Source organism: Salinicola sp. DM10 (assembly GCF_017306975.2).
Classification (GTDB): Bacteria; Pseudomonadota; Gammaproteobacteria; order Pseudomonadales; family Halomonadaceae; genus Salinicola.
In genome coordinates this window covers 1-26,192 of record NZ_JAFLEN020000003.1, presented here as the reverse complement: position 1 = coordinate 26,192, position 26,192 = coordinate 1, and the positions used below count along the sequence as shown (strand labels likewise).

At 66.2% G+C, this 26,192-nt stretch carries 24 protein-coding genes; 10 read left to right on the top strand and 14 right to left on the bottom strand.

Translation table 11 applies throughout. The features are described from left to right. The first annotated feature begins 6 nt into the window (after positions 1 to 6). The 5 genes from infB (at position 7) to pnp (ending at position 6,976) form a co-directional block, all read left to right on the top strand. Positions 7 to 2,529 carry a translation initiation factor IF-2 gene (gene infB, locus J0A90_RS11700; protein WP_207036191.1) on the top strand — a complete coding sequence of 841 codons (2,523 nt, stop codon included), beginning with the start codon at positions 7 to 9 and terminating at the stop codon, positions 2,527 to 2,529. Positions 2,530 to 2,574: 45 nt separating this feature from the next. Next, the gene (gene rbfA / locus J0A90_RS11695; RefSeq protein WP_207036189.1) at positions 2,575 to 3,066 is read left to right on the top strand and encodes a 30S ribosome-binding factor RbfA; all 492 of its coding nucleotides are present in this window, start codon (positions 2,575 to 2,577) and stop codon (positions 3,064 to 3,066) included. After that, a complete protein-coding gene (gene truB, locus J0A90_RS11690) occupies positions 3,066 to 3,992 on the top strand; it encodes a tRNA pseudouridine(55) synthase TruB (RefSeq protein ID WP_207036186.1) in 927 nt (308 codons plus the stop codon). The genes rbfA and truB overlap by 1 nt, the downstream gene beginning before the upstream one ends. Before the next feature lie 141 nt (positions 3,993 to 4,133). Beyond that, positions 4,134 to 4,403 (top strand): 30S ribosomal protein S15, encoded by a 270-nt coding sequence (gene rpsO, locus J0A90_RS11685; RefSeq protein WP_035476178.1) that lies wholly within the window; start codon positions 4,134 to 4,136, stop codon positions 4,401 to 4,403. A 443-nt stretch (positions 4,404 to 4,846) separates the two neighbouring features. After that, positions 4,847 to 6,976, top strand: coding sequence for a polyribonucleotide nucleotidyltransferase (pnp, locus tag J0A90_RS11680; RefSeq protein ID WP_207036184.1), 2,130 nt, complete (start codon positions 4,847 to 4,849; stop codon positions 6,974 to 6,976). Positions 6,977 to 7,087: 111 nt separating this feature from the next. Here the strand turns inward: pnp and J0A90_RS11675 are convergent, their stop codons facing one another. The 9 genes from J0A90_RS11675 to dksA form a co-directional block, all read right to left on the bottom strand. After that, positions 7,088 to 8,113: an acyltransferase gene (locus J0A90_RS11675; RefSeq protein WP_207036182.1), complete on the bottom strand. Its 1,026-nt coding sequence runs from the start codon at positions 8,111 to 8,113 to the stop codon at positions 7,088 to 7,090. 137 nt (positions 8,114 to 8,250) lie between these two features. Beyond that, on the bottom strand, positions 8,251 to 9,207 hold the full coding sequence (gene coaA / locus J0A90_RS11670) for a type I pantothenate kinase (RefSeq protein ID WP_207036180.1): 957 nt from the start codon (positions 9,205 to 9,207) through the stop codon (positions 8,251 to 8,253). 41 nt (positions 9,208 to 9,248) lie between these two features. Next, the gene (locus tag J0A90_RS11665; protein WP_207036178.1) at positions 9,249 to 9,755 is read right to left on the bottom strand and encodes a GNAT family N-acetyltransferase; all 507 of its coding nucleotides are present in this window, start codon (positions 9,753 to 9,755) and stop codon (positions 9,249 to 9,251) included. After that, positions 9,748 to 10,611 (bottom strand): pantoate--beta-alanine ligase, encoded by an 864-nt coding sequence (gene panC / locus J0A90_RS11660; RefSeq protein WP_207036177.1) that lies wholly within the window; start codon positions 10,609 to 10,611, stop codon positions 9,748 to 9,750. Before panC ends, J0A90_RS11665 begins: the two co-directional genes overlap by 8 nt. Continuing rightward, positions 10,611 to 11,402: a 3-methyl-2-oxobutanoate hydroxymethyltransferase gene (gene panB / locus J0A90_RS11655; RefSeq protein ID WP_207036175.1), complete on the bottom strand. Its 792-nt coding sequence runs from the start codon at positions 11,400 to 11,402 to the stop codon at positions 10,611 to 10,613. The genes panC and panB overlap by 1 nt, the downstream gene beginning before the upstream one ends. A gap of 111 nt (positions 11,403 to 11,513) precedes the next feature. Continuing rightward, the gene (folK, locus tag J0A90_RS11650) at positions 11,514 to 12,008 is read right to left on the bottom strand and encodes a 2-amino-4-hydroxy-6-hydroxymethyldihydropteridine diphosphokinase (RefSeq protein WP_207036173.1); all 495 of its coding nucleotides are present in this window, start codon (positions 12,006 to 12,008) and stop codon (positions 11,514 to 11,516) included. Then, entirely contained in the window at positions 12,001 to 13,434 is a 1,434-nt protein-coding gene (pcnB, locus tag J0A90_RS11645) for a polynucleotide adenylyltransferase PcnB (protein ID WP_207036171.1), read from the bottom strand. Before pcnB ends, folK begins: the two co-directional genes overlap by 8 nt. An 897-nt stretch (positions 13,435 to 14,331) precedes the next feature. Continuing rightward, positions 14,332 to 15,210: a tRNA glutamyl-Q(34) synthetase GluQRS gene (gluQRS, locus tag J0A90_RS11640; protein WP_207036169.1), complete on the bottom strand. Its 879-nt coding sequence runs from the start codon at positions 15,208 to 15,210 to the stop codon at positions 14,332 to 14,334. A 283-nt stretch (positions 15,211 to 15,493) separates the two neighbouring features. Further along, a complete protein-coding gene (gene dksA / locus J0A90_RS11635; RefSeq protein ID WP_035476187.1) occupies positions 15,494 to 15,931 on the bottom strand; it encodes an RNA polymerase-binding protein DksA in 438 nt (145 codons plus the stop codon). Positions 15,932 to 16,206: 275 nt separating this feature from the next. On the opposite strand from dksA, the gene J0A90_RS11630 reads away from it, so the two are divergent. Then, complete coding sequence (locus J0A90_RS11630) at positions 16,207 to 17,376, top strand: aminotransferase class I/II-fold pyridoxal phosphate-dependent enzyme (RefSeq protein ID WP_207036167.1); 1,170 nt, start codon at positions 16,207 to 16,209, stop codon at positions 17,374 to 17,376. Continuing rightward, complete coding sequence (gene sfsA, locus J0A90_RS11625; protein ID WP_233076725.1) at positions 17,373 to 18,143, top strand: DNA/RNA nuclease SfsA; 771 nt, start codon at positions 17,373 to 17,375, stop codon at positions 18,141 to 18,143. The genes J0A90_RS11630 and sfsA overlap by 4 nt, the downstream gene beginning before the upstream one ends. A 7-nt stretch (positions 18,144 to 18,150) precedes the next feature. On the opposite strand, the gene metW is transcribed toward sfsA, so the two are convergent. The 5 genes from metW to J0A90_RS11600 form a co-directional block, all read right to left on the bottom strand. After that, positions 18,151 to 18,747, bottom strand: a complete 597-nt coding sequence (gene metW / locus J0A90_RS11620; protein ID WP_035476190.1) for a methionine biosynthesis protein MetW — start codon at positions 18,745 to 18,747, stop codon at positions 18,151 to 18,153. Next, complete coding sequence (locus J0A90_RS11615; RefSeq protein ID WP_207036166.1) at positions 18,747 to 19,904, bottom strand: homoserine O-acetyltransferase; 1,158 nt, start codon at positions 19,902 to 19,904, stop codon at positions 18,747 to 18,749. Before J0A90_RS11615 ends, metW begins: the two co-directional genes overlap by 1 nt. Before the next feature lie 80 nt (positions 19,905 to 19,984). Next, on the bottom strand, positions 19,985 to 20,575 hold the full coding sequence (locus J0A90_RS11610) for a YggT family protein (protein ID WP_207036164.1): 591 nt from the start codon (positions 20,573 to 20,575) through the stop codon (positions 19,985 to 19,987). Positions 20,576 to 20,603: 28 nt separating this feature from the next. Continuing rightward, a complete protein-coding gene (gene proC / locus J0A90_RS11605; RefSeq protein ID WP_207036162.1) occupies positions 20,604 to 21,443 on the bottom strand; it encodes a pyrroline-5-carboxylate reductase in 840 nt (279 codons plus the stop codon). A gap of 37 nt (positions 21,444 to 21,480) precedes the next feature. After that, positions 21,481 to 22,197, bottom strand: coding sequence for a YggS family pyridoxal phosphate-dependent enzyme (locus tag J0A90_RS11600; RefSeq protein WP_207036160.1), 717 nt, complete (start codon positions 22,195 to 22,197; stop codon positions 21,481 to 21,483). A gap of 40 nt (positions 22,198 to 22,237) precedes the next feature. Between J0A90_RS11600 and J0A90_RS11595 the strand changes: the two genes are divergently transcribed. The 3 genes from J0A90_RS11595 to tyrS all read left to right on the top strand — a co-directional run bounded on the left by J0A90_RS11595 (position 22,238) and on the right by tyrS (position 25,794). After that, positions 22,238 to 23,278, top strand: a complete 1,041-nt coding sequence (locus tag J0A90_RS11595) for a type IV pilus twitching motility protein PilT (RefSeq protein WP_207036158.1) — start codon at positions 22,238 to 22,240, stop codon at positions 23,276 to 23,278. An 84-nt stretch (positions 23,279 to 23,362) separates the two neighbouring features. Beyond that, a complete protein-coding gene (locus J0A90_RS11590) occupies positions 23,363 to 24,502 on the top strand; it encodes a PilT/PilU family type 4a pilus ATPase (RefSeq protein ID WP_207036155.1) in 1,140 nt (379 codons plus the stop codon). A gap of 92 nt (positions 24,503 to 24,594) precedes the next feature. Next, positions 24,595 to 25,794 (top strand): tyrosine--tRNA ligase, encoded by a 1,200-nt coding sequence (tyrS, locus tag J0A90_RS11585; protein ID WP_207036153.1) that lies wholly within the window; start codon positions 24,595 to 24,597, stop codon positions 25,792 to 25,794. Positions 25,795 to 26,192: the final 398 nt, after the last annotated feature.

The window sequence follows — 26,192 nt, the reverse complement described above, 5'->3', positions numbered from 1 at the left end:
GTCGTAATGTCAGACATGACCGTAAAAGAGTTTGCCGGCAAGGTGGGACGCGATGTCTCCCGCTTGCTAGAACAGATGAAAGATGCAGGCCTCCCGCACAAGCAGGAGAGTGACGCCGTATCCGAAGAAGACAAGCAGCGCCTGCTCGACCACCTGACCAAGAGTCATGGTGGGGGTCGGGGTCCGCGCAACCGGATCACGCTGACGCGCAACACCCGCAGCAAGATCCGCTCGGGCGAGCGTGGCAAGACCATCGAGGTGCAGGTGCGCAAGAAGCGTACCTACGTCAAGCGCGACGCCGAGCCGGCCGAAGAGGCGCCGGTCGAGGAGTCCGGTCCGCGTCAGCTGGTCGGCGACATGGCCGATCATCAGGCGCAGCAGGCCGAGCAGCAGGCGCAGGCCGAAGCGGCCGCGAAGGCTGCCGCCGAGAGCGCAGGCCAGGAGAGCTCCAACAAGGCCGCGGCGCCGTCACCGGCCCCCACTGCCCCGGGCGATGACATTCCCCAGGAGCCGCAGGTCGAAGATGACGAGCCGGTCTCCAACAGCCAGCCGTTCGTCGAGCCGCCGCCCAAGGAGCAGCGTACCGACAACCGTCGCGCGCATCCCAAGAAGGAGAAGGAACGCGACAGCGGCGGCCGTCGTGGTCGGCGTGACGACGACGACGATCGCGGTGAGCGGCGTCGCGGCGGCAAGAAGGTCAAGCGTGCCGAGCGTCGTGGCACCCGTCGTGGGCGTGGCGACAATCAGCACGGGTTCCAGAAGCCGACCCAGCCGATCGTGCGTGAAGTGGCGATCCCCGAGTCGATCAGCGTGGCCGACCTCGCCGACAAGATGTCGATCAAGGCCAACGAAGTGATCAAGGCCATGTTCAGCATGGGCGCGGCGGTCACCATCAACCAGACCATCGACCAGGACACGGCTGCGATCGTGGTCGAGGAGATGGGCCACAAGCCGCGTCTGGTCAAGGAAGATGCGCTCGAGACCGAAGTGCTCGAGAACATCTCCTACGAGGGCGACGAGATCACCCGTTCACCGGTAGTGACGGTGATGGGGCACGTCGACCACGGCAAGACCTCGCTGCTCGACTTCATCCGTCGCACCAAGGTGGCGACCGGTGAAGCCGGCGGGATCACCCAGCACATCGGTGCCTATCACGTCGAAGGCGAGCACGGTGGCGTGACCTTCCTCGACACCCCCGGACACGCGGCCTTTACCGCCATGCGTGCCCGCGGTGCCCAGGCTACCGACGTGGTCATCCTGGTGGTGGCTGCCGACGACGGCGTGATGCCGCAGACGATCGAGGCGGTCGAGCACGCCAAGGCGGCCGGCGTGCCGCTGGTGGTGGCGATCAACAAGATCGACAAAGAGGGTGCCGATCTCGACCGCATTCGTAACGAGCTCTCCCAGCACGGCGTGATCTCGGAAGAGTGGGGCGGCGATACCCAGTTCGTGCCCGTCTCGGCCAAGACCGGTGACGGCATCGATCAGCTGCTCGAGTCCGTGCTGCTGGTCTCCGAAGTGCTCGAGCTCAAGGCCGTTCCCGAAGCGCCCGGCAAGGGTGTGGTGGTCGAGTCGCGGCTCGATCGCGGCCGCGGTCCGGTCGCCACCGTGCTGGTTCAGAACGGTACCCTGAGCCGCGGCGACATCGTGCTCGCCGGCCTGCACTACGGCCGCGTACGGGCGCTGACCAACGAACTCGGCCAGCAGGTCGAGTCGGTGGGCCCGTCGATGCCGGTGGAGATCCAGGGTCTCGACGGTACGCCGGAAGCCGGCGAGGACTTCATGGTGCTGAGTGATGAGAAGAAGGCGCGCGAGATCGCCAACTTCCGTCAGGGCAAGTACCGCGAAGTGCGCCTGGCGCGCCAGCAGAAGGCCAAGCTGGAGAACATGTTCAGCCAGATGGGCCAGGACGAGGTGGCCAAGGTCAACGTCGTGCTCAAGGCCGACGTGCAGGGCTCGCTGGAGGCGATCCGTGGGGCACTCGAAGAGCTCTCCACCGACGAAGTCCAGGTCGCCGTGGTCTCCTCCGGGGTTGGTGGTATCACCGGCACCGACGCCAACCTGGCGCTCGCCAGCGAGGCGATTCTGGTCGGCTTCAACGTGCGTGCCGATGCCTCCGCACGCGAGATCGTCGAGCGTGAAGGGCTGGATCTGCGCTACTACAGCGTCATCTACCAGCTGATCGACGAGGTCAAGCAGGCCATGAGTGGCATGCTGGCGCCGGAGTGGAAGGAAGAGATCGTCGGTATCGCCGAAGTGCGCGACGTGTTCAAGGCGCCGAAGATTGGCGCGATCGCTGGCTGTATGGTCATCGAGGGCACCGTCCATCGCAACAAGAAGATCCGTGTGCTGCGCGACAACGTGGTCATCTACGAAGGCGATCTGGAGTCCCTGCGTCGCTTCAAGGATGACGTCAACGAAGTGCGTAACGGCATGGAGTGCGGTATCGGCGTCAAGAACTACAACGACGTTCAGGTCGGCGACAAGATCGAGGTCTTCGATCAGGTCAAGGTCGAACGTTCGCTGTAAGCGGCGATCCCCGGGGGCACGGCCTCCGGGGCCACGGAGCTAACGATGCGCGAATTCAAACGAACCGACCGGGTCGCCGACCAGCTCCAGCAGGAGCTGGCCGTGCTGATCCAGCGCGAGATCAAGGATCCGCGGCTGGGCATGGTCACCGTCAGCTCGGTGAAGGTCAGCCGGGACCTCGGCTATGCCGATGTCTTCGTGACCCTGCTGGGCGAGAACGACGCCGAGCGGGTGCGTGAGAACCTGGGCGTGCTCAAGCGTGCGGCCGGCTTCCTGCGCTCGCAGATCGCGCGTCGCATCAAGCTGCGTCACGTGCCGGAGCTGCGCTTCCACTACGACGAAAGCGTGCTGCGCGGCCATCACCTCTCGGCGCTGATCGACGAAGCGGTGGCCAGCGACAAGCGTCACGATGAGCCTGCCGACGACGCGGCGTCCGAGAATGACGCGCCGTCTGATGATGACGCGCCGCAGCGGGGTGATGGCGCGCCGCTGCGGGGTGATGGAGAGCCTCAGCGGGGTGATGGAGAGCCACGCTGATGGCCAGGCGTCGCAAGGGCCTGGCGATCGATGGCGTGCTGCTGCTGGACAAGCCCCAGGGCATGTCCAGCAACCACGCGCTGCAGCGGGTCCGACGTCTGTATCAGGCGCGCAAGGCGGGGCACACCGGTACGCTGGACCCGATGGCGACCGGGCTGCTGCCTATCTGTCTCGGCGAGGCGACCAAGTTCTCCGCGCATCTGCTGGAGGCCGACAAGGTCTACCGTACCCGGGTAAAGCTGGGTGAGGTCACTGACACCGGCGATGCCGAAGGCGAAGTGATCGCCCGCCAGGCGCTCCCCGAGCGGCTGGATCGCGAGGCCATCGAGGCGCTGCTGACGCGCTTTCACGGCGAGATCGAGCAGGTGCCGCCGATGTACTCCGCGCTCAAGCACCAAGGGCGCAAGCTCTACGAGCTGGCGCGGGAGGGCAAGACGGTGGCACGTGCGCCGCGCCGTGTGACGGTGTATGATGTGCGCCCGCTCGGCTGGGAGCCCGATGGATTCTGGCTCGAGGTGCGCTGCAGCAAGGGCACCTATATCCGCACGCTGGCCGAGGATATCGGCCGCGAAGCCGGTTTCGGCGCGCATATCACGGCGCTCGAGCGGCTGCAGACAGGGCCTTTCGACAGCGCCAACCGGGTGACGCTCGCAGCGCTCGAGGCGATGGACGACGACGCTCGGCTAGCGCAGCTGCTGCCGGCCGATGCGATGCTCGACCATCTGCCACCGCTCGCGGTGGACGCCGAGACCGCCGACCGCCTGCTTCACGGGCAGCGCGCCGCGGTGGCCGCCGGCACGTTGGCATCTGGCAGCACGGCAAGACTCTATCTCGACCACGCCTTTCTGGGGCTGGTCGAGGCGACCGGGGCGACGGAGATTGCGCCCAAGCGCCTGGTCGATACCGCGGCTCTGGCGTCGGGCTGAATTCCGACGCCAGGGTAGTGACGGCGGCGAGCCTGGCTCGACGCCACACGCCGAAGCGCGCTTCGGCGATCATCGGGAGACTGCAAATATGCGTGGTCTCCGACATTCATCACTCAAGCATATTGCTTAGGAGAGTGTTTCATGGCACTGACTGCCGAAAAGAAAGCCGAAATCGTCAAAGAGTTCGGTCAGGGCGAGAACGACACCGGTTCCCCTGAAGTGCAGGTTGCCCTGCTGAGCGCCAACATCGATGGCCTGCAGAGCCACTTCAAGGATCACAAGCAGGATCACCACTCCCGTCGTGGTCTGATCCGCATGGTCAACCAGCGCCGCAAGCTGCTGGACTACCTCAAGGGTAAGGACTTCGACCGCTATCAGTCGCTGATCAAGAAGCTCGGTCTGCGTCGCTGATACCGTCTGCCGGCACCTTGCCGGCAGCGCGTGTTCGAGACAGGCAATCCCGCTCGGGATTGCCTGTTTTTTTATGTCCGTGCTGGCGTCCTGCGCGGCACCCGAGGCATCACTTCGCCCCGCTCCTCCGCCTTTTCCTTGAAACATCTTTCGCACGCCTTTCACACCAGGCTGGATGGGCTTTCCCGGCGGCAGGACTGCGCGAGGGCGCTGTAAACACGTCCCTGTGCGCTACCTTTGCCATCCCTGGCAAAGGACCCTCGCTTCGCCCCGCCTCCGGCGCCCATCGGCAGAGAGTTTGGCAGGCGCTTTCCACGGCGATTTTTCGCGTCTGTGCGGCGTGCGCCACGCGGGCGACGTCGGTAGCTCTCGCCCGCGCGAACGCCTAGAATGGTCGTCGAGTCAAAAGACCCACATGAATCCGACAAGTTGAAGGAATACCCGTGAATCCGGTCGAAACCACCTTCCAGTACGGTGCCAGCACCGTCACTCTCGAAACCGGGCGCGTCGCCCGTCAGGCTACCGGCGCCGTGCTGGTCACCATGGACGACACCGTGGTGCTGTGTACCGTCGTCGGCCGCAAGGATCTCAAGCCCGGCCAGGACTTTTTCCCGCTCTCCGTGCACTACCAGGAGAAGACTTACTCGGTCGGCAAGATCCCCGGCGGCTTCTTCAAGCGTGAAGGGCGCCCCACCGAGAAAGAGACGCTGACCTCGCGTCTGATCGACCGCCCGATCCGCCCGCTGTTTCCCAAGGGCTTCATGAACGAAGTCCAGGTCATCTGTACCGTACTCTCCGCCGATCGTAACCAGGACCCGGACATCGCTGCGATGCTCGGCACCTCGGCGGCACTGGCGATCTCCGGGCTGCCGTTCAACGGCCCGATCGGTGCCGCCCGCGTCGGTTTCACCGAGTCGCGTGGCTACTTCCTCAATCCCAAGGTGGACGAGCTCGCCACCACCGAGCTCAACATGGTCGTCGCCGGTACCGACAAGGCCGTGCTGATGGTCGAGTCCGAAGCCCAGGAGCTGAGCGAAGACGAAATGCTCGGCGGCGTGCTCTACGCCCACCAGGAGATGCAGGTCGCGGTGGAAGCGATCAAGGCATTCGCCCAGGAAGCGGGCAAGCCCAAGTGGGACTGGCAGCCGGCGGCCGACAACGCCGCGCTCAAGAGCGCCATCGCCGGCGCCTTCGAAGCCAAGATCGGCGAGGCCTATCGCATCACCGACAAGATGGCGCGTCAGGATGCGCTGGCCGCGATCCGCAGCGACGCGCTGGCCCAGTTCGCCGCCGGCGACAGCCCGCAGTTCAGTGCCGACGAGGTGAGCGGCGCTCTGGCCAGCCTCGAGAAGCACACTGTACGGCGTCGCGTCATCGCCGGCGAGCCGCGTATCGACGGCCGCGACCACAAGACCGTGCGTCCGCTCGACGTCAAGGTCGGCGTGCTGCCGCGCACCCACGGCTCGGCGCTGTTCACCCGCGGCGAGACCCAGGCCGTGGTCATCGCCACCCTGGGCACGCTGCGTGACGCCCAGCTGATCGAGTCGCTGGAAGGTGAGCGCAAGGATCGCTTCCTGCTGCACTACAACTTCCCCCCCTACAGCGTCGGCGAAGCCGGCTTCATGGGTGGCCCCAAGCGCCGCGAGATCGGCCACGGCCGGCTGGCGCGCCGCGGTGTGCAGGCGATGCTGCCGAGCGAGGACGACTTCCCCTACACCATCCGCGTGGTCTCCGAGATCACCGAGTCCAACGGTTCCAGCTCGATGGCGTCCGTCTGCGGCACCTCGCTGGCGCTGATGGATGCCGGCGTGCCGATCAAGGCGCCGGTGGCGGGTATCGCCATGGGCCTGGTCAAGGACGATGACGGCTTCGCCGTGCTCACCGACATCCTGGGTGACGAAGATCACCTCGGCGACATGGACTTCAAGGTGGCCGGTTCCGCCCAGGGCGTGACCGCACTGCAGATGGACATCAAGATCGAGGGCATCAACGAAGAGATCATGGAGACCGCGCTCTCCCAGGCGCACCAGGCGCGTCTCGAGATCCTCGACAAGATGAACGCGGTCATCGCCGAGAGCCGCAACGAAGTCTCCGACTACGCGCCGGCGATGCAGACGATCAAGATCGATCCGGACAAGATCCGTGACGTCATCGGCAAGGGTGGGGCCACCATCCGCGGTATCTGCGAAGAGACCGGCGCCTCCATCGACATCGACGACGACGGCACCGTGCGCATCTACGCCGAAGACCGCGCCGCGGCCAAGCGCGCCATCGACAGCGTCGAAGCGATCACCGCCGAAGCCGAGATCGGCAAGCTCTACCGTGGCAAGGTGGTGCGTCTGGCCGACTTCGGCGCCTTCGTCAACTTCATGCCGGGCACCGACGGTCTGGTGCACATCTCGCAGATCGTGCCGGAGCGCGTCAACGACGTGAAGGACTACCTGAGCGAAGGCCAGGAAGTCACGGTCAAGGTGCTCGATATCGACAACCGCAACCGCGTCAAGCTGTCGATCAAGGAGATCACCCCGGAAGAGCAGGCCGCCTTCGAAGCCTCGCTCGTCACCGCCGAGTAAGCCTGCGGGCACCACGCCCGCTGCTCGCTCGACCACGCCCGGTCCGCCTCGTGCGGGCCGGGCGTTTTTGTGACGAGCGCTTTTTTGAGGAACACTTCTGTCAATACCCTCTCAGGCGCTGACGGCGGTGGTGCGGGGTGCCGGCAGCCAGCGCTTGATCCGTCGCGACAGGCGCTTTTCCACCAGCTCGAAGCTGATCCAGGAGAGCAGCGCGATGATCGGCAGGCAGATCGCTAGGGTGAGATAAGGGCCGAGCCCCAGGCGCTGGGTGAGCAGGTAGTTGCCGCACCACAGCACGATGACATGGAGCAGATAGGTCGAGTAGGACCAGTCGCCCATGCGCTTGAACACCCGGTTGTCGCCGATGTATGGCTCCAGTGCGATGCAGGCGATCACCAGCAAGGCGCTTGGCAGCCCCCAGGCGAAAAAGCGCTGAGCGCCGGAAGGGTCGTCGAAGGCGAGTAGCGTCGCCACGCTGAGCCCGATCAGCAGCAGCGGCCACAGCCGCCCGGTGGGTAGCCCGTGGCGGGCGTAGTAGACGCCGATACCCACCCCGAGCAGGAACTCGAAGATGATCGGGTCGCTATAGAAGCTACTGATGAAGGGTTGGGGGGCAAACAGCGTATTGATCGCCACGATCGCGATCACCAGCCCCCACAGGCGCCACGGCCGCGCCAGCAGCAGCGAAGCGGCGAACACCAGGTAGAACAGCATCTCGAAGTTGAGCGTCCAGCCCACCGGTAGGATCGGGTAGTAGCCGTAGCCGGCCGGGTTCTCGGCAGGGATGAACAGCAGCGATTTGACCAGCCCGATGACACTGAAGCCGTACTCCGGCATCACGTCGCTGGTGAACACGATCACCAGCGCGGTGATTGCGGTGTACAGCCAGTAAGCGGGGACGATACGCGCGCAGCGCTGAAGCAGGAACTGGGGCATCGAGAGGCGCTTGCCGCGGGTCGAGACGGTGATCACGAAGCCGCTGATGACGAAGAAGATATCCACCCCCACCTGGCCACGGGTGGAAAGCAGATACTCGACCCAGTTATCGGCCTGGAAGCCGAAGAACACCTGCATGAAGTGGTGAAAGACGACGATCCACGCCGCCAGGGCGCGCAGCGCCTGAACCGAAACCAGCATCCCGCCTTCCTGTCTTCGACCAAAGTTGACAGCTATCCGAGGGTAAACGACGGCGAAAGTTCGCCGCCGTCACACAGGCTGACAAAATGCTATGTCGGGACAAGTTCTGTGCGGCAAGTTTGCACAGCCGGCGAGGCTCACACCTTGCGCAGTGCCACCTGTTCGACCAGATGATCGCGTCCCTTGCGCAGGATCAGGTCGGCGCGCGGGCGGGTGGGCAGGATGTTCTCGCGCAGGTTGCGGCGGTTGATGTCGCGCCACAGCCCTTCGGCGATCTCCAGCGCCTCGGCTTCGCCGATCTGGGCATAGCGGTGGAAGAAGGAGTCGGGGTTCTGGAAGGCGGTCTGGCGCAGCAGCTTGAAGCGCTCCAGATACCAGTCGTGGATATGCCGCTCTTCGGCGTCGATGTAGATCGAGAAGTCGAAGAAGTCGGAGACGAACGGCACCATCTTGCCGTCTTCGGGCAGGTCGCGCACCTGCAGCACGTTGATGCCCTCGACGATCAGGATGTCGGGGCGGTCGACGGTCTGGAACTCACGCTCACGCACATCGTAGGTGAGGTGCGAGTAGAGCGGTGCCTGGACGTTGCGCACCCCCGCCTTGATCCACGAGAGAAAGCGCAGCAGCGCGCCGATGTCGTAGCTCTCGGGGAAGCCCTTGCGGGTCATCAGGGCCTTGTCCTTGAGCACCGCGTTGGGATAGAGGAAGCCATCGGTGGTGACCAGATCGACCTTGGGGCTCGACGGCCAGCGCGCCAGCAGCTCCTTGAGAATACGCGCGGTGGTCGACTTGCCCACCGCCACCGACCCGGCCAGGCCGATGATGAACGGCGTCTTCTGGGTGTCGTCGATGTCGAGGAAGCGCTTGCGCTGGGCGTAGAGCTGCTGGCTGGCCTCGACGTAGGAGGAGAGCAGCCGTGACAGCGACAGATAGATGCGCCGCACCTCGTCGAGATCGATCGGGTCGTTGAGCGAGCGCAGCCGCTGCACCTCCTCGGAGGCGAGCGTCAGCGGCGTATCGGCGCGAAAGGCAGCCCACTGCTGCGCCGAGTAGAACTGGTAGGGTGAGAACGGGTCCGGTCTCAGTTGGTTCATTGGCTGTCTCTGACCATGATCGTCGAGTCGGCAGGCGGCGCTCAGCCGTCTTCCGGGCACTCATTGTCCGTGGTGTGGCCGGAATCGGCAAACCGCGGTAGCCACATCGGCTGGATGCCGCGGGCGTCCGTCGTACCTTGGGCGACGAAGCCCAGCGCCTGATAAAGGGCGAATGCGGCCAGGTTGTCTCGGAACACATTGAGGGTGACGCAGCGAGCCTGGCGCTGCCGGGCCTGTGCCAGCAGGTGTCGGCACAGGCTGCGCCCCAGCCCCTGACCGCGGCGCTCGGGGGCGACGATGAGCCGGGCCAGGTGCCAGTGGTCGCCCGCCTTGGGCACCAGCTGGCCGAAGGCGACGGGATGCGCGCCCTCGCGCAGGGTGAAGGCGGGCGTGGCGCCGCCGCCGAACTCGCGCCACAGGCTAGCGGGCTCCGGCGGCCAGCAGAGCCCCGGGCCGGCCCAGCGTTCGAGTGCCTGCGGCGAGTCGATCCAGCCGGCGATCACGCGTAGATCGCCCGGCAGCGCCGCACGCCAGCGGCGTTCAGGCATGCGCGGGCTCTGGCAGGGTGACCGCGATATTGTCGATCAGCCGGGTGCGGCCCAGATAGACGGCGCCCAGCAGCCGCGCCGCACCGCTGGCCTGGGGCGCCAGCGGCGTCAGGTGGGCATCACGCAGTTCCAGATAGTCCAGCGTCAGGCCCGCGTCCGTCAGGGCCTGGCGCGCCCGGGCCAGACTGGTATCGATGGGTTCACCCTCGGCCAGCGCGGCGGCGCACTCGCGCAGGCTGCGGTAGAGCGCGCTGGCGCGCTGGCGCTCCTCGGCGGAGAGATAGCCATTGCGCGAGGAGAGCGCCAGGCCATCGTCGGCACGCGCCGTGGCCACGCCCTCGATCTGAATCGGGAAGTGCAGATCGGCGACCAGCTTGCGAATCACCGCCAGCTGCTGGAAATCCTTCTCGCCAAAACAGGCGACGTCCGGCTGGGTCAGATGGAACAGCAGCGAGACCACGGTGGCGACGCCGTCGAAATGGCCGGGGCGGCTGCCGCCGCAGAGCCCCTCCGAGACGCCGGGTACCCGCACCCGGGTCAGACCCTCGAGCCCCTGCGGGTAGAGAGCCTCCACGCTGGGGGCGAACAGCAGGTCACAGCCGTGGCGTTCGAGTTGCTCGCTGTCGGCCGCCAGGGTGCGCGGGTAGCGTGCAAAGTCCTCGCCCGGGCCGAACTGAAGAGGATTGACGAACAGCGTCGCCACTACCACGTCGGCCAGCTCGCGGGCCCGCTCGACCAGTGCCAGATGGCCCGCATGCAGGTTGCCCATGGTCGGTACCAGGGCGATACGCCGGCCGTGACGGCGCTCGCCGTCGAGCCACTCGCGCAGCGGCGCAATGGCGTGCAGGGTGTGCATCAGAAGGTGTGCTCCTCGGCCGGGAAGGTGCGCGCCTTGACCGCCTCGTGATAGGCGCGGAAAGCGTCGGCGATGCTGTCACGGCCACTCAGGAAGTTCTTGACGAAGCGCGGCACGTAGCCGCTGTTGAGCCCCAGCACGTCGTGCATCACCAGGATCTGGCCGTCGACCTCGTCGCCGGCGCCAATACCGATCACCGGTGCGGCGACGGCGTCGCGCACCGCCTTGCCCAGATCCGCCGGCACGCACTCCAGCAGGATCACCGCCGCGCCCGCATCTACCAGGCATTGGGCGTCATGGATGATGCGCTGGGCCTGATCGCGCTCGCGGCCCTGGACCTTGAAGCCGCCGAAACGGTGCACGCTCTGCGGGGTCAGGCCGAGATGCGCGCACACCGGCACGCCGCGTCGGTGCAGCTCGTTGACGCCCTCGGCCATCCACGCCTCGCCCTCGATCTTGATCATCTCGGCGCCGGCACGCATCAGGGTGCCGGCGTCGCGCAACAGTTGCGCGGTGTCGACGTTGCTCATGAACGGCAGGTCGACCATCAGCAGGCTCTGGCGCTTGGCGCGGGCCACGCAGGCGGTGTGGTAGCAGAGGTCATCGAGGGTGACCGGCAGCGTGCTGGCGTGACCCTGCAGCACCATGCCGAGGGAGTCGCCCACCAGCAGCACTTCGATGCCGGCCTCATCGGCGCAGCGGGCGAAGGTCGCGTCATAGGCGGTCAGGCAACTGAAGGTATCGCCGCGCGTCTTGAGTTCGCGCAGCGTATTCAGGGTAACGGGCTTCATCACGGTTCTCTCGCAGGTATCGAACGCCGGGTACCTTGGGCGCGGGGCCGAGTGTAAAGCGTTGTTCGGGGGACGCAACACGACATTAGGCTGTCGTCGGTGCGCCGGGGCTCACGCCGGCAGGCGGTGCAGCGGCTGGTGCGCCAGGGCGGCGGCGCGTTCGCCCACCGGGATGCCGTCGAGTACCAGCGTGGGGTCGATCTCGGCCAGGGGTTCGAGCACGAAGCGCCGCGCCAGGCGTTGCGGATGCGGCAGGGTCAGGCGCGGGGTGTGCAGGCTCAGGTCGGCGTAGCTGAGCAGGTCGAGGTCCAGCGTGCGCGGCCCCCAGTGGCGCAGGCGCACACGACGGTGGCGCTGCTCCAGCGCCTGCAACTGATCGAGCAGTGCCAGTGGCGAGAGGCGGGTGCGCAGGGCCACCACGGCATTGACGAAGTCGGGCTGGTCCTGGGGACCCACGGGGGCGCTCGCATAGAGCGAGGAGCGCGCCACCAGGGTGCTCAGCGGCAGGACCGCGAGCGCCGCGAGGGCGCGCTCGAGCTGATCGCGCGGTGCCTCGAGATTGCTGCCGAGGCCGATATAGGCCAGCGCGCCGGTGGAATCACTCATCCAGGGTCGGCGGTGCGGCGCGGTTGCTGGGGCGACGGCGCTTGCGCGGGCGGCGGCGCTTGGGCTTGCCGTTGGTGGAGGCCGGGTGGCCACCACCGACCTGCTTCATCAACTCGTGCTGACGGCTCTCGTCGGCGTGCTGGAACTCGGTCCACCACTCGCCCAGCTCAGGCGTGAGCTCGCCGGCCTGCTCGCGCAGCAGCAGGAAGTCGTAGGCGGCGCGGAAGCGCGGATGCTCCAGCGTCTGGAACACCTTGCGCCCGCGCCGGCGCGGCAGGTGCTGCTGGAGATCCCAGATCTCGCGCATGGGGATGCTGAAACGCTTGGGAATCGAGGTGTGCTGGAGCTGACGGCTGATGACCTGCTGTGCCGCCGCCTGCTGGGCGGGGACATCGGGCAGCTCCTGCTCGTGGGCCAAGCGGGCGGTGCGCTGTACCACGCACGGCCACAGCAGCGCAGCGAAGAGGAAGGCCGGGGTGACCGGGCGATCCTCGGCCAGGCGGGCATCGGTGTTGGCCAGCGCCTGCTCGACCAGGGCTTCTGCCCAGGGCAGGTCTGCCAGCGCCTCGTCGCTCTCCGGGAACAGCATGGCGTAGAGCCCGAGTTCGCGCAGGCAGCGGAAGCTCTGCACCGCGTGGCCGGAGAGGAACAGCTTGAGCACCTCTTCGAACAGACGTGCCGGCGGAATCTGCAGCAGCAGCGGGGCGAGTTCGCGAATTGGCGCCTCGGTGCCGGCTTCGATGGCGAAATCGAGCTTGGCGGCGAAGCGGGCGGCACGCAGCATGCGCACCGGATCCTCGCGATAGCGCGTCTCGGGGTCGCCGATCAGGCGCAGCAGGCGGCGGTCGAGATCGGCGATGCCGCCGGTCCAGTCGTAGATGCTGAAGTCGCTGACGCTGTAATAGAGGGCGTTGACGGTGAAGTCGCGGCGGATAGCGTCCTCTTCCACGCTGCCCCAGACGTTGTCACGCAGCAGCAGCCCTTCGTCGGACTGCTGGCTGACGTTGCCGTCATCGCCCTCGCCGTGGCTGCCGCGGAAGGTGGTGACCTCGATGATCTCGCGACCGAAGCGCACGTGAACGATACGGAAACGCCGGCCGATGATGCGCGAATTGCGAAACAGCTGGCGCACCTCGTCGGGGGTGGCGCTGGTGGCGACGTCGAAGTCCTTGGGCTGCCGGCCGAGCAGGGAGTCACGGATGCAGCCGCCCACCAGATAGGCGTCGTAGCCGGCGCCATTGAGCCGGTAGAGCACCTTGAGGGCGTTTTCGCTCAGATTCTTGCGCGATACGCTGTGCTCGTCGCGGGGGAGCACGATCTGTTGCAGGACCGGTTCGGCGGCGTCGGCGCGGGCGGACTCGGGGCCGAAGAGACTCTTCAAACGTTCACCGGGACGTTGTAGAAAGCGGGAAAATCCTTTGAACATGCGGCGAAGTCGACTCGCGAGATAGCAAAGCCCCAGTGTAGCGGAGCCCCGGAGGCTTGCATAGCGAAGCCCTGGCCATCTGTCCAGCCTCGTCTCCCTGTCTCCGCTGGCTCGAGGGTGAGTCGCACACGGCAAGACCGGCGCACAGCAAAAAGGGGAGGCCATCGGCCTCCCCTCTTAAGCATTTTCTGCAACGTCCATGCCGCTTCTTTTTGTTCGTGATGGCGCATCGCCTTGAATACGCAACACAGTCACCGAGCGGTGGCATCATCGACGCAGAGCATCACGATACCGCGGGTGGCGACCACCTCGTATTCAAAACAATAATCCAACCACGACAGGCAATGCCTTTTCCCGAGTGTTGTCGTTGTTTCGGGAAGTCTTCGGGTTACGGGGCGCGTTGTTGTTGTTGCCCGGCCTACCGAAGAACGTCGCGTCCTGGTTGCATGCATGACTCGAGGGCGTTGTCGTTGTTGTCCCTCTGGCTGCCTGGAGGCCGTTGTCGTTGTTGTCGCTCCGGCGGCAGCGAGTCGTTCGAGTCGACGCCTGAGTTGTCGTTGTTGGCGTCAGTGCTGTCTTCCTGTCGCAATTGTTATTGTTGGTGCGACCGGTGGATGTCGTTTGTTCTTCTTGTCCAATGTGAGTGCACTGGGCGTGCCATCCCCTGGTTTTTTCTTTTTGATCAATGGTTTAGCTTTTTCCTTGAGGCCAGGTCTTGATCTTGTCGGCCCGTATGCCTGAGAGGGGTGGTTCAAAACGGGGCAGAAAAGCCATCCGATGCTTGTTCTTGGTGCAGAACCCCTCCTGCAATGGCGACAAGGGTGACGCAAAATGACATGAATTGCGCTTAGACCATGGTCGTCAGTCGAAGGGGGTAGACGCGCGCGCCGCCGGTGTTCACGTCAGATCGCGGTAGGCATGGGGTGTCAGCGCCCGCGGGGACCAGGCATCCACCGCCCACGCTAGCTGGGTGGTGACCGGGGCCCGGTGCAACTCCGCAGGGGGGCGCTGGTCGAGCAGCGCGAGCGCCCGGTGGAGCAGCGGGCGCACGGTGGCGTCATCCAGTGGCAGCGGTGGCGCCAGATTCTGCTTGGAGAGTTTCTGCCCGTCCTCGCCGCGAATCAGTGGCAGGTGCAGATAGCGCGGCTCGGGGTAGTCCAGGGCCTGCTGCAGCTGGCGCTGCCACGGGGTGTTGTCGAGCAGGTCGAAGCCACGCACCACGTCGGTGATGCCCTGGGCGGCATCGTCGACCACCACCGCCAGCTGATAGGCCCACAGGCCATCCTTGCGTTTGACCACCACATCGCCCTGGGTGGTCGGGTCGAGCCGCTGGGTGCCGAACAGCCGGTCCTGCCAGACCACCGGATTGGGGCCGAGGTCGGTGCGCAGGCGCCACGCCTGGGGGCGCTGGGGATGGCGCGGATGCTCGCGGCACCAGCCGGGGTAGTGGCCGAGATGCTGCCACTCCTTGCGCGAGCAGCCGCAGGGGTAGACCCGGCCGGTGGCGGCCAGGCGTTCGAGCGCGGCCTGGTAGGCGTCGTCGCGCCGGTGCTGGAAGCAGATCTCGCCGTCCCAGGTAAGGCCGAAGGCCGCCAGCTGGCGTTGAATGGTCGCCGCGGCCTGGGGCGGGCAGCGTGGCGGGTCGATGTCCTCGATGCGCAGCAGCCAGCGCCCGCCGGCGGCGCGCGCGTCGAGCCAGCTACCCAGGGCGGCGACCAGCGATCCCAGGTGCAGTGGGCCGGAAGGCGTGGGGGCGAAACGACCGATGTAGGGCATCGTCTCTCCATGATGGTCTGGGAAAGCCGGCGTGATGGGAAGCGCCAGCAGAACGGGAAAAACAAAACGGGCACCCGTCGGTGCCCGTCTGCTGCTGGCCCAGGCGATCCATGGACCGCCGAGCTAAGGAATCACTGCATAAATGCCTACACAAGCGAATAGCTGCGTTACGCGGTACTAGAAAGCTCGCCTAACCCCAAGTTATGTCTCGCTTTCTGCGTTCCGGGCGCCTTGCTCTTCATCTTGCTCGGCGATTTATTCAGCGTTTCCCTAATTGGCGCGATCAGCCCCCGAGCTGCTTCTCCTTCAGCTCCGCCAGCGTCTTGCAGTCGACGCACAGGGTGGCGGTGGGGCGTGCCTCGAGGCGGCGGATGCCGATCTCGACGCCACACGCTTCGCAGAAGCCGTAATCGTCTTCGTCGATCTTGTCGATCGTTTCGTTGATCTTCTTGAGCAGTTTACGCTCGCGGTCACGCGTTCTCAGCTCGAGGCTGAAGCCCTCTTCCTGCGTCGCCCGGTCGGCGGGATCGGCGAAGTTGTTCGCCTCTTCCTGCAGGTGGCGCACCGTGCGATCGACCTCTTCCATAAGATCCTGTTTCCAGCCCAGCAGGATCTCACGGAAGTGCGCAAGCTGCTTTTCGTTCATGTACTCTTCACCCGGTGCCGGCTGGTACGGGGTGAATGCCTTGGGCGCTTCCGTTTTCTTTTCTGCTACTGGCATGGGGCTGCCTCGTTACACAAGTGTCGTGACGCGTGTGATTCGGTCGAGAATCGACCATGGGCAGCATCAGCCGCCGCCCGAAGCCATGCTTGTTTAGCGAAAAAGTTACCGCATTGCAACTAAAGCCGCGCTTTATTTTTGGCCATCGCGACGCTGCGACCGGTATATCGCCGCGCGCCGCGGTGGCGCCATCCAAACGGAGCGGTAGGGGGGAGCCGGCCGCTGCGGCCGGTATCCGTCCTGCCGCGTGTCCCGCTGAGAGGAGTCGATAGAAGATGTACTGGAGCGATCGCCTGGCGGCGGTAGCGCCGTTTCGTGTCATGCGCCTGCTGGAAGCGGCTCAGGCCCGCGAGGCCGCCGGTCACGACGTCATTCATCTGGAGATCGGCGAGCCCGATTTCCCCTCCCCCGAGGCGGTGGTCGCGGCGGGCCAGCAGGCGCTGGCGGCGGGGCACACCCGCTACACGCCGGCATGCGGCCTGCCGGCGCTGCGCGAGGCGATCGCTGAACACTATCAGCGCTGCCACGGGGTAACACTCGACCCGCGTCGGGTGATCGTCACCCCCGGCGCTTCCGGGGCGCTGCTGCTGGCCAGTCAGCTGCTGGTGCAGCGCGGTGACCGAGTGCTGATGGCCGACCCTACCTATCCCTGCAACCGCCACTTCATGGCGCTGGCCGAGGCCGCGGTGGACTGTGTTCCGGTCGGTCCGGAGAGCGGCTGGCAGCTCGATGCGGCGCTGCTCGCGCAGCACTGGCAGCCCGCCACGCGGCTGGCGATGCTGGCCACGCCTTCCAACCCCACCGGCCATATGCTGTCGGCGTCGCAGCTTGCGGCGGTGGCGCAGACGGTGGCGGCACGCGACGCGGCGCTTTTGGTCGACGAGATCTATCAGGGGCTGTGCTACGACGTCGCGCCGGTCTCCGCGGTGAGCGCGGCGCCGGAGGCGTTCGTGGTCAACAGCTTCTCCAAGTTCTTCGGCATGACCGGCTGGCGGCTGGGCTGGCTGGTGGCCCCCGAAGCCGCGGTGGAGCCGCTGTCGCGGCTGGCCCAGAACGTCTTCCTGGCGCCGCCGACCCTCTCCCAGCACGCCGCCCTGGCTGCCTTCTCGCCCGAGTGCCTGGCCCAGTTGGAAGCGCGCCGCGCCGAGCTGCAGCTGCGTCGTGATGCGCTGCTCGCAGGGTTGGCGCGGCTCGGCCTGGCGCCGGCGCAGCCGCCCCAGGGCGCGTTCTATGTCTGGCTCGACGTCTCTGCCCATACCGACGACAGCGAGGCGTTCTGCCGCGCGCTGCTCGACGAAGAGAACGTGGCGATCACCCCGGGCACCGACTTTGCCGTGCGCGGTGGGGGCCACCATGTGCGGATCGCCTTCACCACCGGGGTGGCGCGACTGGAAGAGGCGGTCGCACGTCTCGAGCGCTTTCTGGCCCGACGGGGGCGCGGGTGAGCCTGCGCCAGGACCCGCCCCGGATCGAGCTGGTGCCCGGCACGCTGCTGCGCCGCTACAAGCGCTTTCTGGCCGATGTGCAGCTCGATGACGGCCGCGAGGTGGTGGCGCACTGCCCCAATACCGGGTCGATGCGCGCGGTGAACGTGCCCGGCTGCCGGGTGTGGCTGTCGCCGAGCACCAATCCGGCACGCAAGCTGGCCTGGACCTGGGAGCTGATCGAGCTGCCGGACGGTCAGGGCGGGGTCGACTGGGTGTCGGTGCATACCGGGCGTGCCAACGCCCTGGTGGCGGCGGCACTGCGGGCCGGACGCGTGGCGCCGCTGGCCGACTTCGCGCGTTTGACGCCGGAGGTCAAGGTCGAGGGCGCAAGGCTCGACTTCCGCCTCGACCTGGCCTCCGGTGACGCCTGCTACGTCGAGGTCAAGCAGGTGACGCTGAAGGAGCGCGACGGCCACGGCTACTTTCCCGATGCGGTGAGTGAGCGTGGGCGGCGCCATCTCGATGTGCTGGCCACACTCGCTGCCGCGGGCCAGCGCAGCGTGCTGCTGTTCTGCGTGGCGCATACCGGCATTCAAGACGTGGCGCCAGCGGCGCATCTCGATCCCGCCTACGCCGCTCGGCTACGCGAGGTGGCCGATCAGGGGGTGGAGGTGCTGGCCTATGGCTGCGACCTGCGCCAGGGCGATGGCCGGCCGCTAGGCATGCGCCTGGCGCGCCGGCTGGCGGTCGATCTCGAGCGTCGACTGCCGCCGTCGGCAGACTGAGGCCGAGCTAGCGTCCGCGGCAGACCCGGAAGATCGCCGTCTCGCCAAACAGATTGGGCCAGCGCCGCGAGGTCCAGTGTGGCTGGTGATCGGCGCTGCCCACCGCTTCGTCGGCGATGCGTACGCCCTTTTCGCGGCACAGGTTGGCGAAGTCGCGGAAGGTCGACAGGTGGATGTTGGGGGTGTCGTACCAGGCGTGGGGCAGCGAACGCGACACCGGCATGCGACCGCGCAGGCTCAGGTGCAGGCGGTGCTTCCAGAAGGCGAAGTTGGGAAAGGCGATGATGCACTCCGGGGCCACTCGCAGCATTTCGACCAGCATGCTGTCGGGTCGCCGCAGCGCCTGCAGGGCCTGGGTCATCACCACCACGTCGAAGGCGTCGTCGTCGAAGTTGCCGAGGCCGTCGTCGAGGTTCTGCTCGATCACGTTGACCCCGCGGCGCAGGCAGGCGGCTAGCCCCGCCGGGTCGATCTCCAGCCCGTAGCCGGTGACCCCCTTGCGCTGGCCCAAGGTGTCCAGCAGGGTGCCGTCGCCGCAGCCGAGGTCGAGAATGCGGGCGCCTGCGGGCACCCAGTCGTAGATCAGTTCGAGATCGGCGCGCATCAGCGGCTCTCCCCGCAAATATCGGCATGGACCCGCTGCATGAAGCTGCCGAACACCGCCTGGTAGTGGTCGTTGGGCAGCAGGAAGGCGTCGTGCCCGTGGGGCGAGTCGACGTTGACGTAGCTCACCGCCTTGCCCGCGCGCAGCAGGGCGTCGACCAGCTCGCGCGAGCGTGCCGGGGCGAAGCGCCAGTCGGTGGTGAAACTGATCACCAGATAGGGGCAGGCGACCGGGGCCAGCGCCGCGGCGAGATCGCCGTCGTGCTGGCCGGCGGGGTCGAAGTAGTCCAGCGCCTTGGTCATCAGCAGGTAGGTGTTGGCATCGAAGCGGGTCGAGAAGGTGTCGCCCTGGTGACGCAGATAGGACTCGACCTGGAACTCGACGTCGTAGCCGAAGTTGAGCTGGTCGCTGCGCAGGTCGCGGCCGAAGCGCGAGCCCATCGAGTGCTCCGAGAGATAGGTGATGTGGCCGATCATGCGTGCCAGCTTCAGCCCCAGCTTGGGGATCGCCTCGCGTTCGGCGTACCAGCCGTCGAAGAAGTCGGGGTCGGAACGAATCGCCTGGCGCGCGACCTCGTTGAAGGCGATGTTCTGGGCCGAGAGGCGCGGCGTGGCGGCGATCACCACCGCATTGGCGACCCGCTCGGGGTAGGCGATCGTCCACTGCAGTGCCTGCATGCCGCCGAGGCTGCCACCGACCACCGCGGCGAAGCGGTCGATGCCGAGGTGATCGGCCAGGCGCGCCTGGCTATGCACCCAGTCGGCCACGGTGAGCACCGGAAAGGTGGGCCCCCACAGCCGCCCGGTCTCGGGGTTGACACTACCCGGCCCGGTGCTGCCGTGGCAGCCGCCGAGGTTGTTGAGCGAGACGACGAAGAAGCGGTCGGTGTCGATCACCTTGCCGGGGCCGATATAGGCATCCCACCAGCCGGGCTTGCGCTCGTCGGCGCCATGGTAGCCGGCGGCGTGGTGGTGGCCGGAGAGCGCATGGCAGATGAGCACGGCGTTGCTGCGCTCGGCGTTGAGCGTGCCGTAGGTCTCGTAGACCAGCTCGAAGCGCGCCAGGGTCTTGCCGCAGGCGAGCGGCAGCGGCGTGTCGAAGGTCGCGGTCTGGGGCGTGACCAGGCCGACCGAATCGGGCGGGAAGGAAGCGGACATGAAACGCGGAGGTCTCCAGAATCAGCGGGGCAGACGACCGCCACCCGGGCACAGCGTGCGACCGGGGGCGGTGGCGGCGTTCAGAATCCGACCAGGGCGCCCGGCAGGCCGGCGGCGCGGGCGAGTGCGCCGACCAGCAGGCTGTCGAGCAGGTTGATGGCGATGAAGACCACGATCGGCGACAGGTCGATCATGCCCAGCGGCGGGATGACCCGGCGCACCGGGGCCATGATCGGCTCGACGATCTGCATCACCAGCAGCGCGCCGGGATGGCTCGCGCGGGGTGCCACCCAGCTCAGGATGATCATGATGATCAGGGCGAAGAAGTAGATCTTCAGAATGGCGTTGAGCACCCCGGCGATGGACGCGAGCAGGATGCCCTGCAGCGGCGGCATGCCGAAGCCCGCGAACTGGAAGATGGCGATGATCACGATCGCCTTGAGCAGGAAGCCGGCGAACAGGGTGGCGATGTCGATCCGCCCGAGCGGGCGCAGGAACTTCTGCAGCGGCGCCACCACTGGCTGGGTCGCCTTGACGATCCCCTGGCTCATGGGGTTGTAGTAGTCCGCCTGCGAGAACTGCAGCAAGAAGCGCAGCATGAGGACGAAGAGGTAGATGCTGGCGAGGCTGTTGACCAGCATCAGACCGGCGCTTCCGAGATGACTGCCCATCGAATGATCTCCTAGTGATTCGGCAACTTCAGTTCTGGCTCAGTTCGCGTGACAGCTCGCGGGCGCGCTCTGCGGCGGCCTCGGCGGCTTCGGCCACGATGCGCGGTAGCTCGGCATCCTGGAAGCTCTGGATGGCGCGCTCGGTGGTGCCATTGGGCGAGGTGACGCGGCGGCGCAGCTCGGCCGGTTCGAACTCGCTCTCCCGCGCCATCTTGGCCGCGCCAAAGACCGTCTGTAGCGCCAGCCGACGCGCGCTCTCCGGCGCCAGCCCCAGCGCGATGCCGGCGGCTTCCAGCGACTCCATGAACAGGAAACAGTAGGCCGGGCCGCTGCCGGAGACAGCGGTCACGGCGTCGATCTGTGCCTCCTCCTCGACCCACTCGACCAGCCCCACCGCCCCCAGCAGTTCGCTCGCCAGACTGCGCTGGGCGGCGTCCACGCGGGCGTTGGCGTAGAGGCCGCTGGCGCCGGCGCCGACCAGTGACGGGGTGTTGGGCATGCAGCGTATCACGGCCAGCTCGCCGCCCAGCCACTGCTCCAGCGTGGCCGCCTCGAGCCCGGCGGCCACCGATACGATCAGCGGGCGGCGCGCCTGCACCGCCTCACGCAGCGACAGGCACAGTTCGCGCATCATCTGCGGCTTGACCGCGAGCACCACCACGTCGGCCGTGGCGACGGCGGCGAGATTGTCGCGGGTGGTGTGGATCGGATACTGCGCGGCGATGGCGTCGAGGCGCTCCTGGCTGCGCGAGGTGGCAGTGATGGCGGCGGCCGGATAGCCGCTGTCGAGCATGCCGCCGAAGATGGCGCTGGCCATGTTGCCAGCACCGATGAAGCTGATGTGGCTGGCCTGGGATGAGTCGGTCATGACGAAGTCCTGTATCGCAGCGAAGAAAAGGGTGGCCTCACGGCCGGGCGCCGGCGGGAGGGCGGCTGCCGAAGAGCGCGGTGCCCAGGCGTACCAGCGTGGCACCTTCGGCGACGGCGGCTTCGAGGTCACCGCTCATGCCCATCGAAAGCGTATCCAGCGGCGCCTCGGGGAAACGCCTGCGCAGTGCCTCGAAGGCTTCGCGCACGGCGCGGAAGGCCTCGCGCTGGCGGGCCGGGTCGTCGCTCGGCGCCGGCAGCGCCATCAAGCCGCGCAGGCGCAGATTGGGCAGCGCCAGCAGCGCCTCGGCCAGGGCCGGTAGTGCATCGGCGTCGACGCCGGCCTTGCTCGCCTCGCCGCTGACATTGAGCTGCAGGCAGACATTGAGCGGGGCGAGCGTCGGCGGTCGTTGATCCGACAGCCGGCGGGCGATCTTCTCGCGCTCGACACTGTGGACCCAGGCGAAGTGCTCGGCGACGTCACGGGTCTTGTTCGACTGCAGGGCGCCGATGAAATGCCACTCGATATCGTCGAGCGCGGCCAGTTGGGCCTGCTTCTCCAGTGCCTCCTGCAGGTAGTTCTCGCCGAATGCGCGTTGACCGGCGTCATAGGCCTGACGCAGCATGGCGGCAGGCTTGGTCTTGCTGACGGCCAGGATACGGGCCGCCTCGGCGGGGCGTCCTGCGGCCTGCAACGCCGCCTGCAGGCGCTCATTGGCCGCGTGGAGAGACTGGGGCACCGACGCTTCTGGCATACTAGACAGCGACCTTATGCAGGGGATCGTATAAAAGCCCATGGATATTACCGAACTGCTGGCGTTCTCGGCAAAGCAAGACGCCTCGGACCTGCACCTCTCGGCGGGTCTGCCGCCGATGATTCGCGTCGATGGTGACATGCGGCGTCTCAACGTGCCGGCGCTCGATGACAGTCAGGTCAGGCGGCTTATCTATGATGTGATGAACGATCGCCAGCGGCGCGACTTCGAAGCCGACCTGGAGACCGACTTCTCGTTCGAGGTGAGCGGCGTGTCTCGTTTTCGAGTCAATGTCTTCACCCAGGGGCGCGGCGCCGGCGCGGTGTTCCGGATCATTCCGAGTCTCGTGCGTTCGCTCGAAGAGCTCGATCTGGGCGATGTGTTCCGGCGCCTGGCGATGTTGCCGCGGGGTCTGGTGCTGGTCACCGGCCCGACCGGTTCGGGCAAGAGCACCACGCTGGCGGCGATGATCGACTACATCAATAGTCATCGCCAGGAGCATATCCTGACCATCGAGGACCCGATCGAGTTCGTCCATCAGAGCAAGCGCTGTCTGATCAATCAGCGCGAGGTGCACCGTGACACCAAGGGCTTCGCGCCGGCGCTGCGTTCCGCCCTGCGGGAGGACCCAGACGTAATCCTAGTGGGCGAGCTGCGTGATCTGGAGACGGTGCGTCTGGCGTTGACCGCCGCCGAGACCGGGCACCTGGTCTTTGCCACCCTGCACACTACCTCGGCGGCCAAGACCATCGATCGTATCATCGATGTCTTCCCCGGTGACGAGAAGGGCATGGTGCGCTCGATGCTGTCGGAGTCGCTGCAGGGGGTGATCTCGCAGACGTTGCTCAAGCGTGCCGGGGAGGGTGGGGGGCGTGTCGCCGCGCATGAGATCCTTCTTGGTAACTCCGCGATCCGCAATCTGATCCGCGAGGGCAAGGTGGCGCAGATGTACTCGGCGATCCAGACCGGTGGCAATCTGGGCATGCAGACCCTGGATGCCGCGCTCGCCCGACTGGTCGCCGATGGCTTGGTCTCGCGTCAGGAAGCGCAGGCCAAATCCCGTACAGGGTTCGAGAGCTAGTGCCGGGAGGCCACCGACACCGCTGCCCGGTGAGCGCGGCGGGCCCCGGGCCTGTCGCAGCCGTTTTTTCGTTCAGGACTCGTCATGACGCCGCACCAATGGTTTGAACAGCTTCTCGATATCATGATCGCCAAGCAGGCCTCCGACCTGCTGATTTCCACCGGCGCACCGCCCTGTCTCAAGCTCGATGGCAAGCTGGTCGCGCTGGGTGACGTGCCGCTGCGCCCCGAACAGGTGCGCGAGCTGGTGGCGACCACCTTGCCGCCAGGCGGGCGCGAGGATTTCGAGCGCGAGCATGAGGCCAACTTTGCGCTCAGCTTGAGCGGCAAGGGGCGGTTCCGGGTCAGTGCTTTCTTCCAGCGCAGTCAGCAAGCGATGGTGGTGCGCCGCATCGCCTATGACATTCCGGCGCTCGAGAGCCTGGGGCTTCCCGAGGCGGTCGCCACGCTGCCGACCATCCGGCGCGGCCTCATACTGGTGGTCGGGGGGACCGGCAGCGGCAAGTCCACCACCCTGGCGTCGATGATCCAGCACCGCAACCGCACCAGCGGTGGGCATATCATCTGCATCGAAGACCCGATCGAGTACATGCATCCACATCAGCGCGGGATCATCAATCAGCGCGAGGTGGGCATCGACACCGAGTCCTACGAGATCGGCCTCAGGAATGCGCTGCGTCAGGCGCCGGACGTGATCGTGATCGGCGAGATTCGCAGTCGCGACACCATGGAGCTGGCGCTCGCCTTCGCCGAGACCGGGCATCTGTGTCTCGCCACACTCCACGCCAACAACGCCGACCAGGCGGTGGAGCGGATCCTCAATCTGTTCCCGTCCGAGCGCCACGACCAAGTGTGGATGGATCTGTCGCTCAACCTGCGCGCCGTCGTGGCTCAGCAACTGCTGCCACGGCGCGATGGCGAGGGGCGCTGTCTGGCCACCGAGGTGATGCTGCAGTCGCCGCTGATCAGCGAGCTGATCCGGCGCGGCGAGATCAGTGAACTCAAGCCGCTGATCCGGCGTTCGCGGGAGCTGGGCATGCAGACCTTCGATCAGTCGCTCTACGCCCTCTATAGCCAGGGATTGATCGATGAGCGCGTTGCGCGCTCTCACGCCGACTCCGCCAACGATCTGCGCATGCTGATCAAGTATGGCGAAGCGGGGGCGTCTGGCGAGGCCGGCGGCGAGGCTGGCGAAGGCCGGTTCACCCTGGCCGACGACGACTGAACCACCGCTGGCCGCGGCTCAACGGCACCCCGGAGTCATGCTACTATTGCCGCCTTTCAAGACCGATGGCGTTTGGAGTGGAGACGGATACGATGAGCGAGGTCGCCGAGGCGCTGGCACTGATCATGCGGGGCACGCAGGAAATCCTGGTCGAGGAGGAGCTGGTCAAGAAGCTCGAATCGGGCCGCAAGCTGCGTATCAAGGCCGGGTTCGATCCCACGGCACCCGACCTTCACCTGGGACACAGCGTGCTGCTGACCAAGATGCGTCAGTTCCAGGACCTGGGTCACGAAGTGATCTTCCTCATCGGAGACTTCACCGGACGTATCGGCGACCCTACCGGCAAGAACGTCACCCGCAAGCCGCTCACCGAAGAAGAGGTCAAGGCCAACGCCCAGACCTATCGTGAACAGGTGTTCAAGATCCTCGATCCGGCCAAGACCGAAGTACGCTTCAATGCCGAATGGTTCGGTCAGATGTCAGCGGCGGACATGATCGAACTCGCCGCCCAGAGCACCGTGGCGCGCATGCTCGAGCGCGACGACTTCGAGAAGCGCTACCGCGCAGGGCAGTCGATCTCGATCCACGAGTTTCTCTATCCCCTGGTCCAGGGCTACGATTCGGTCGCCCTCGAGGCGGACGTCGAACTCGGCGGTACCGATCAGAAGTTCAATCTGCTGATGGGGCGCGAGATCCAGAAGCACTTCGGTCGCGAGCCGCAGGTGGTCATCACCATGCCGCTGCTCGAAGGGCTGGATGGCGTCAACAAGATGTCCAAGTCGCTCAACAACTATGTCGGCGTGGACGACGCCCCCGGGGTGATGTTCAACAAGCTGGTATCGATGCCCGACAGTCTGATGTGGCGCTACTTCGAACTGCTGTCGCTGAAGTCCAACGACGATATCGAGGCGATTCGCCGCGATATCGAGCAGGGGGCCAACCCGCGCGACATCAAGATGACCTTGGCGCGTGAGCTGATCGCCCGCTACCACGGCGACGAGGCCGCGGCCAATGCCCACCGTTCCGCCGGCAACCAGCTGGCGGACGGCGAGCTGCCCGAAGACCTGCCCGAAGTCGAGGTGAGCTTCGACGGCGCAACCGAAGCCCCGATCGCCGCGGTGCTCAACCGCGCCGACCTGGCCACCAACAGTGCCCAGGCCAAGGATATGCTCAAGAACGGCCGGGTGAAGGTCGATGGCGAGGTGGTCGCGCCGAGTGCTCTGCTGGCCACCGGCAAGAGTTACATCATTCAGGCCGGCAAGAAGCGCTACGCCCGCGTCACCCTCGGCTGATCGTTTCCGCCGCGTCCCTATAACGCCCGCCCTGTGCGGGCGTCATGCATTTCTGGAGGCGGCGCCGGACCGCCTGGTCAACTTTTTCGACATTTCCCCTTGCCAAGGCCGGAGGAGATCCGTAAAGTACGCATCCGCTGACGCCGAGACAGGTTCTCGGAGGCAGCAGGAAAGCTAGCTAAGCTGTTGAAAAGATTGAAAAAATCGATTGACACTTAGCCTCGGGGGCAGCAGAATAAGCCCCTCGCTTTTCCAGGATCGGTTCTCAGGCAGCAACGAGAACCGGGCAAGAATCGACAAGAAAGACGTTGACATCTTCGCCAAGATCCTTAAAATACGCCTCTCCTTACGGCGACCCAGAAAGCAAGCGCTGACAAGCACTTGAGTCACTTTCGGGT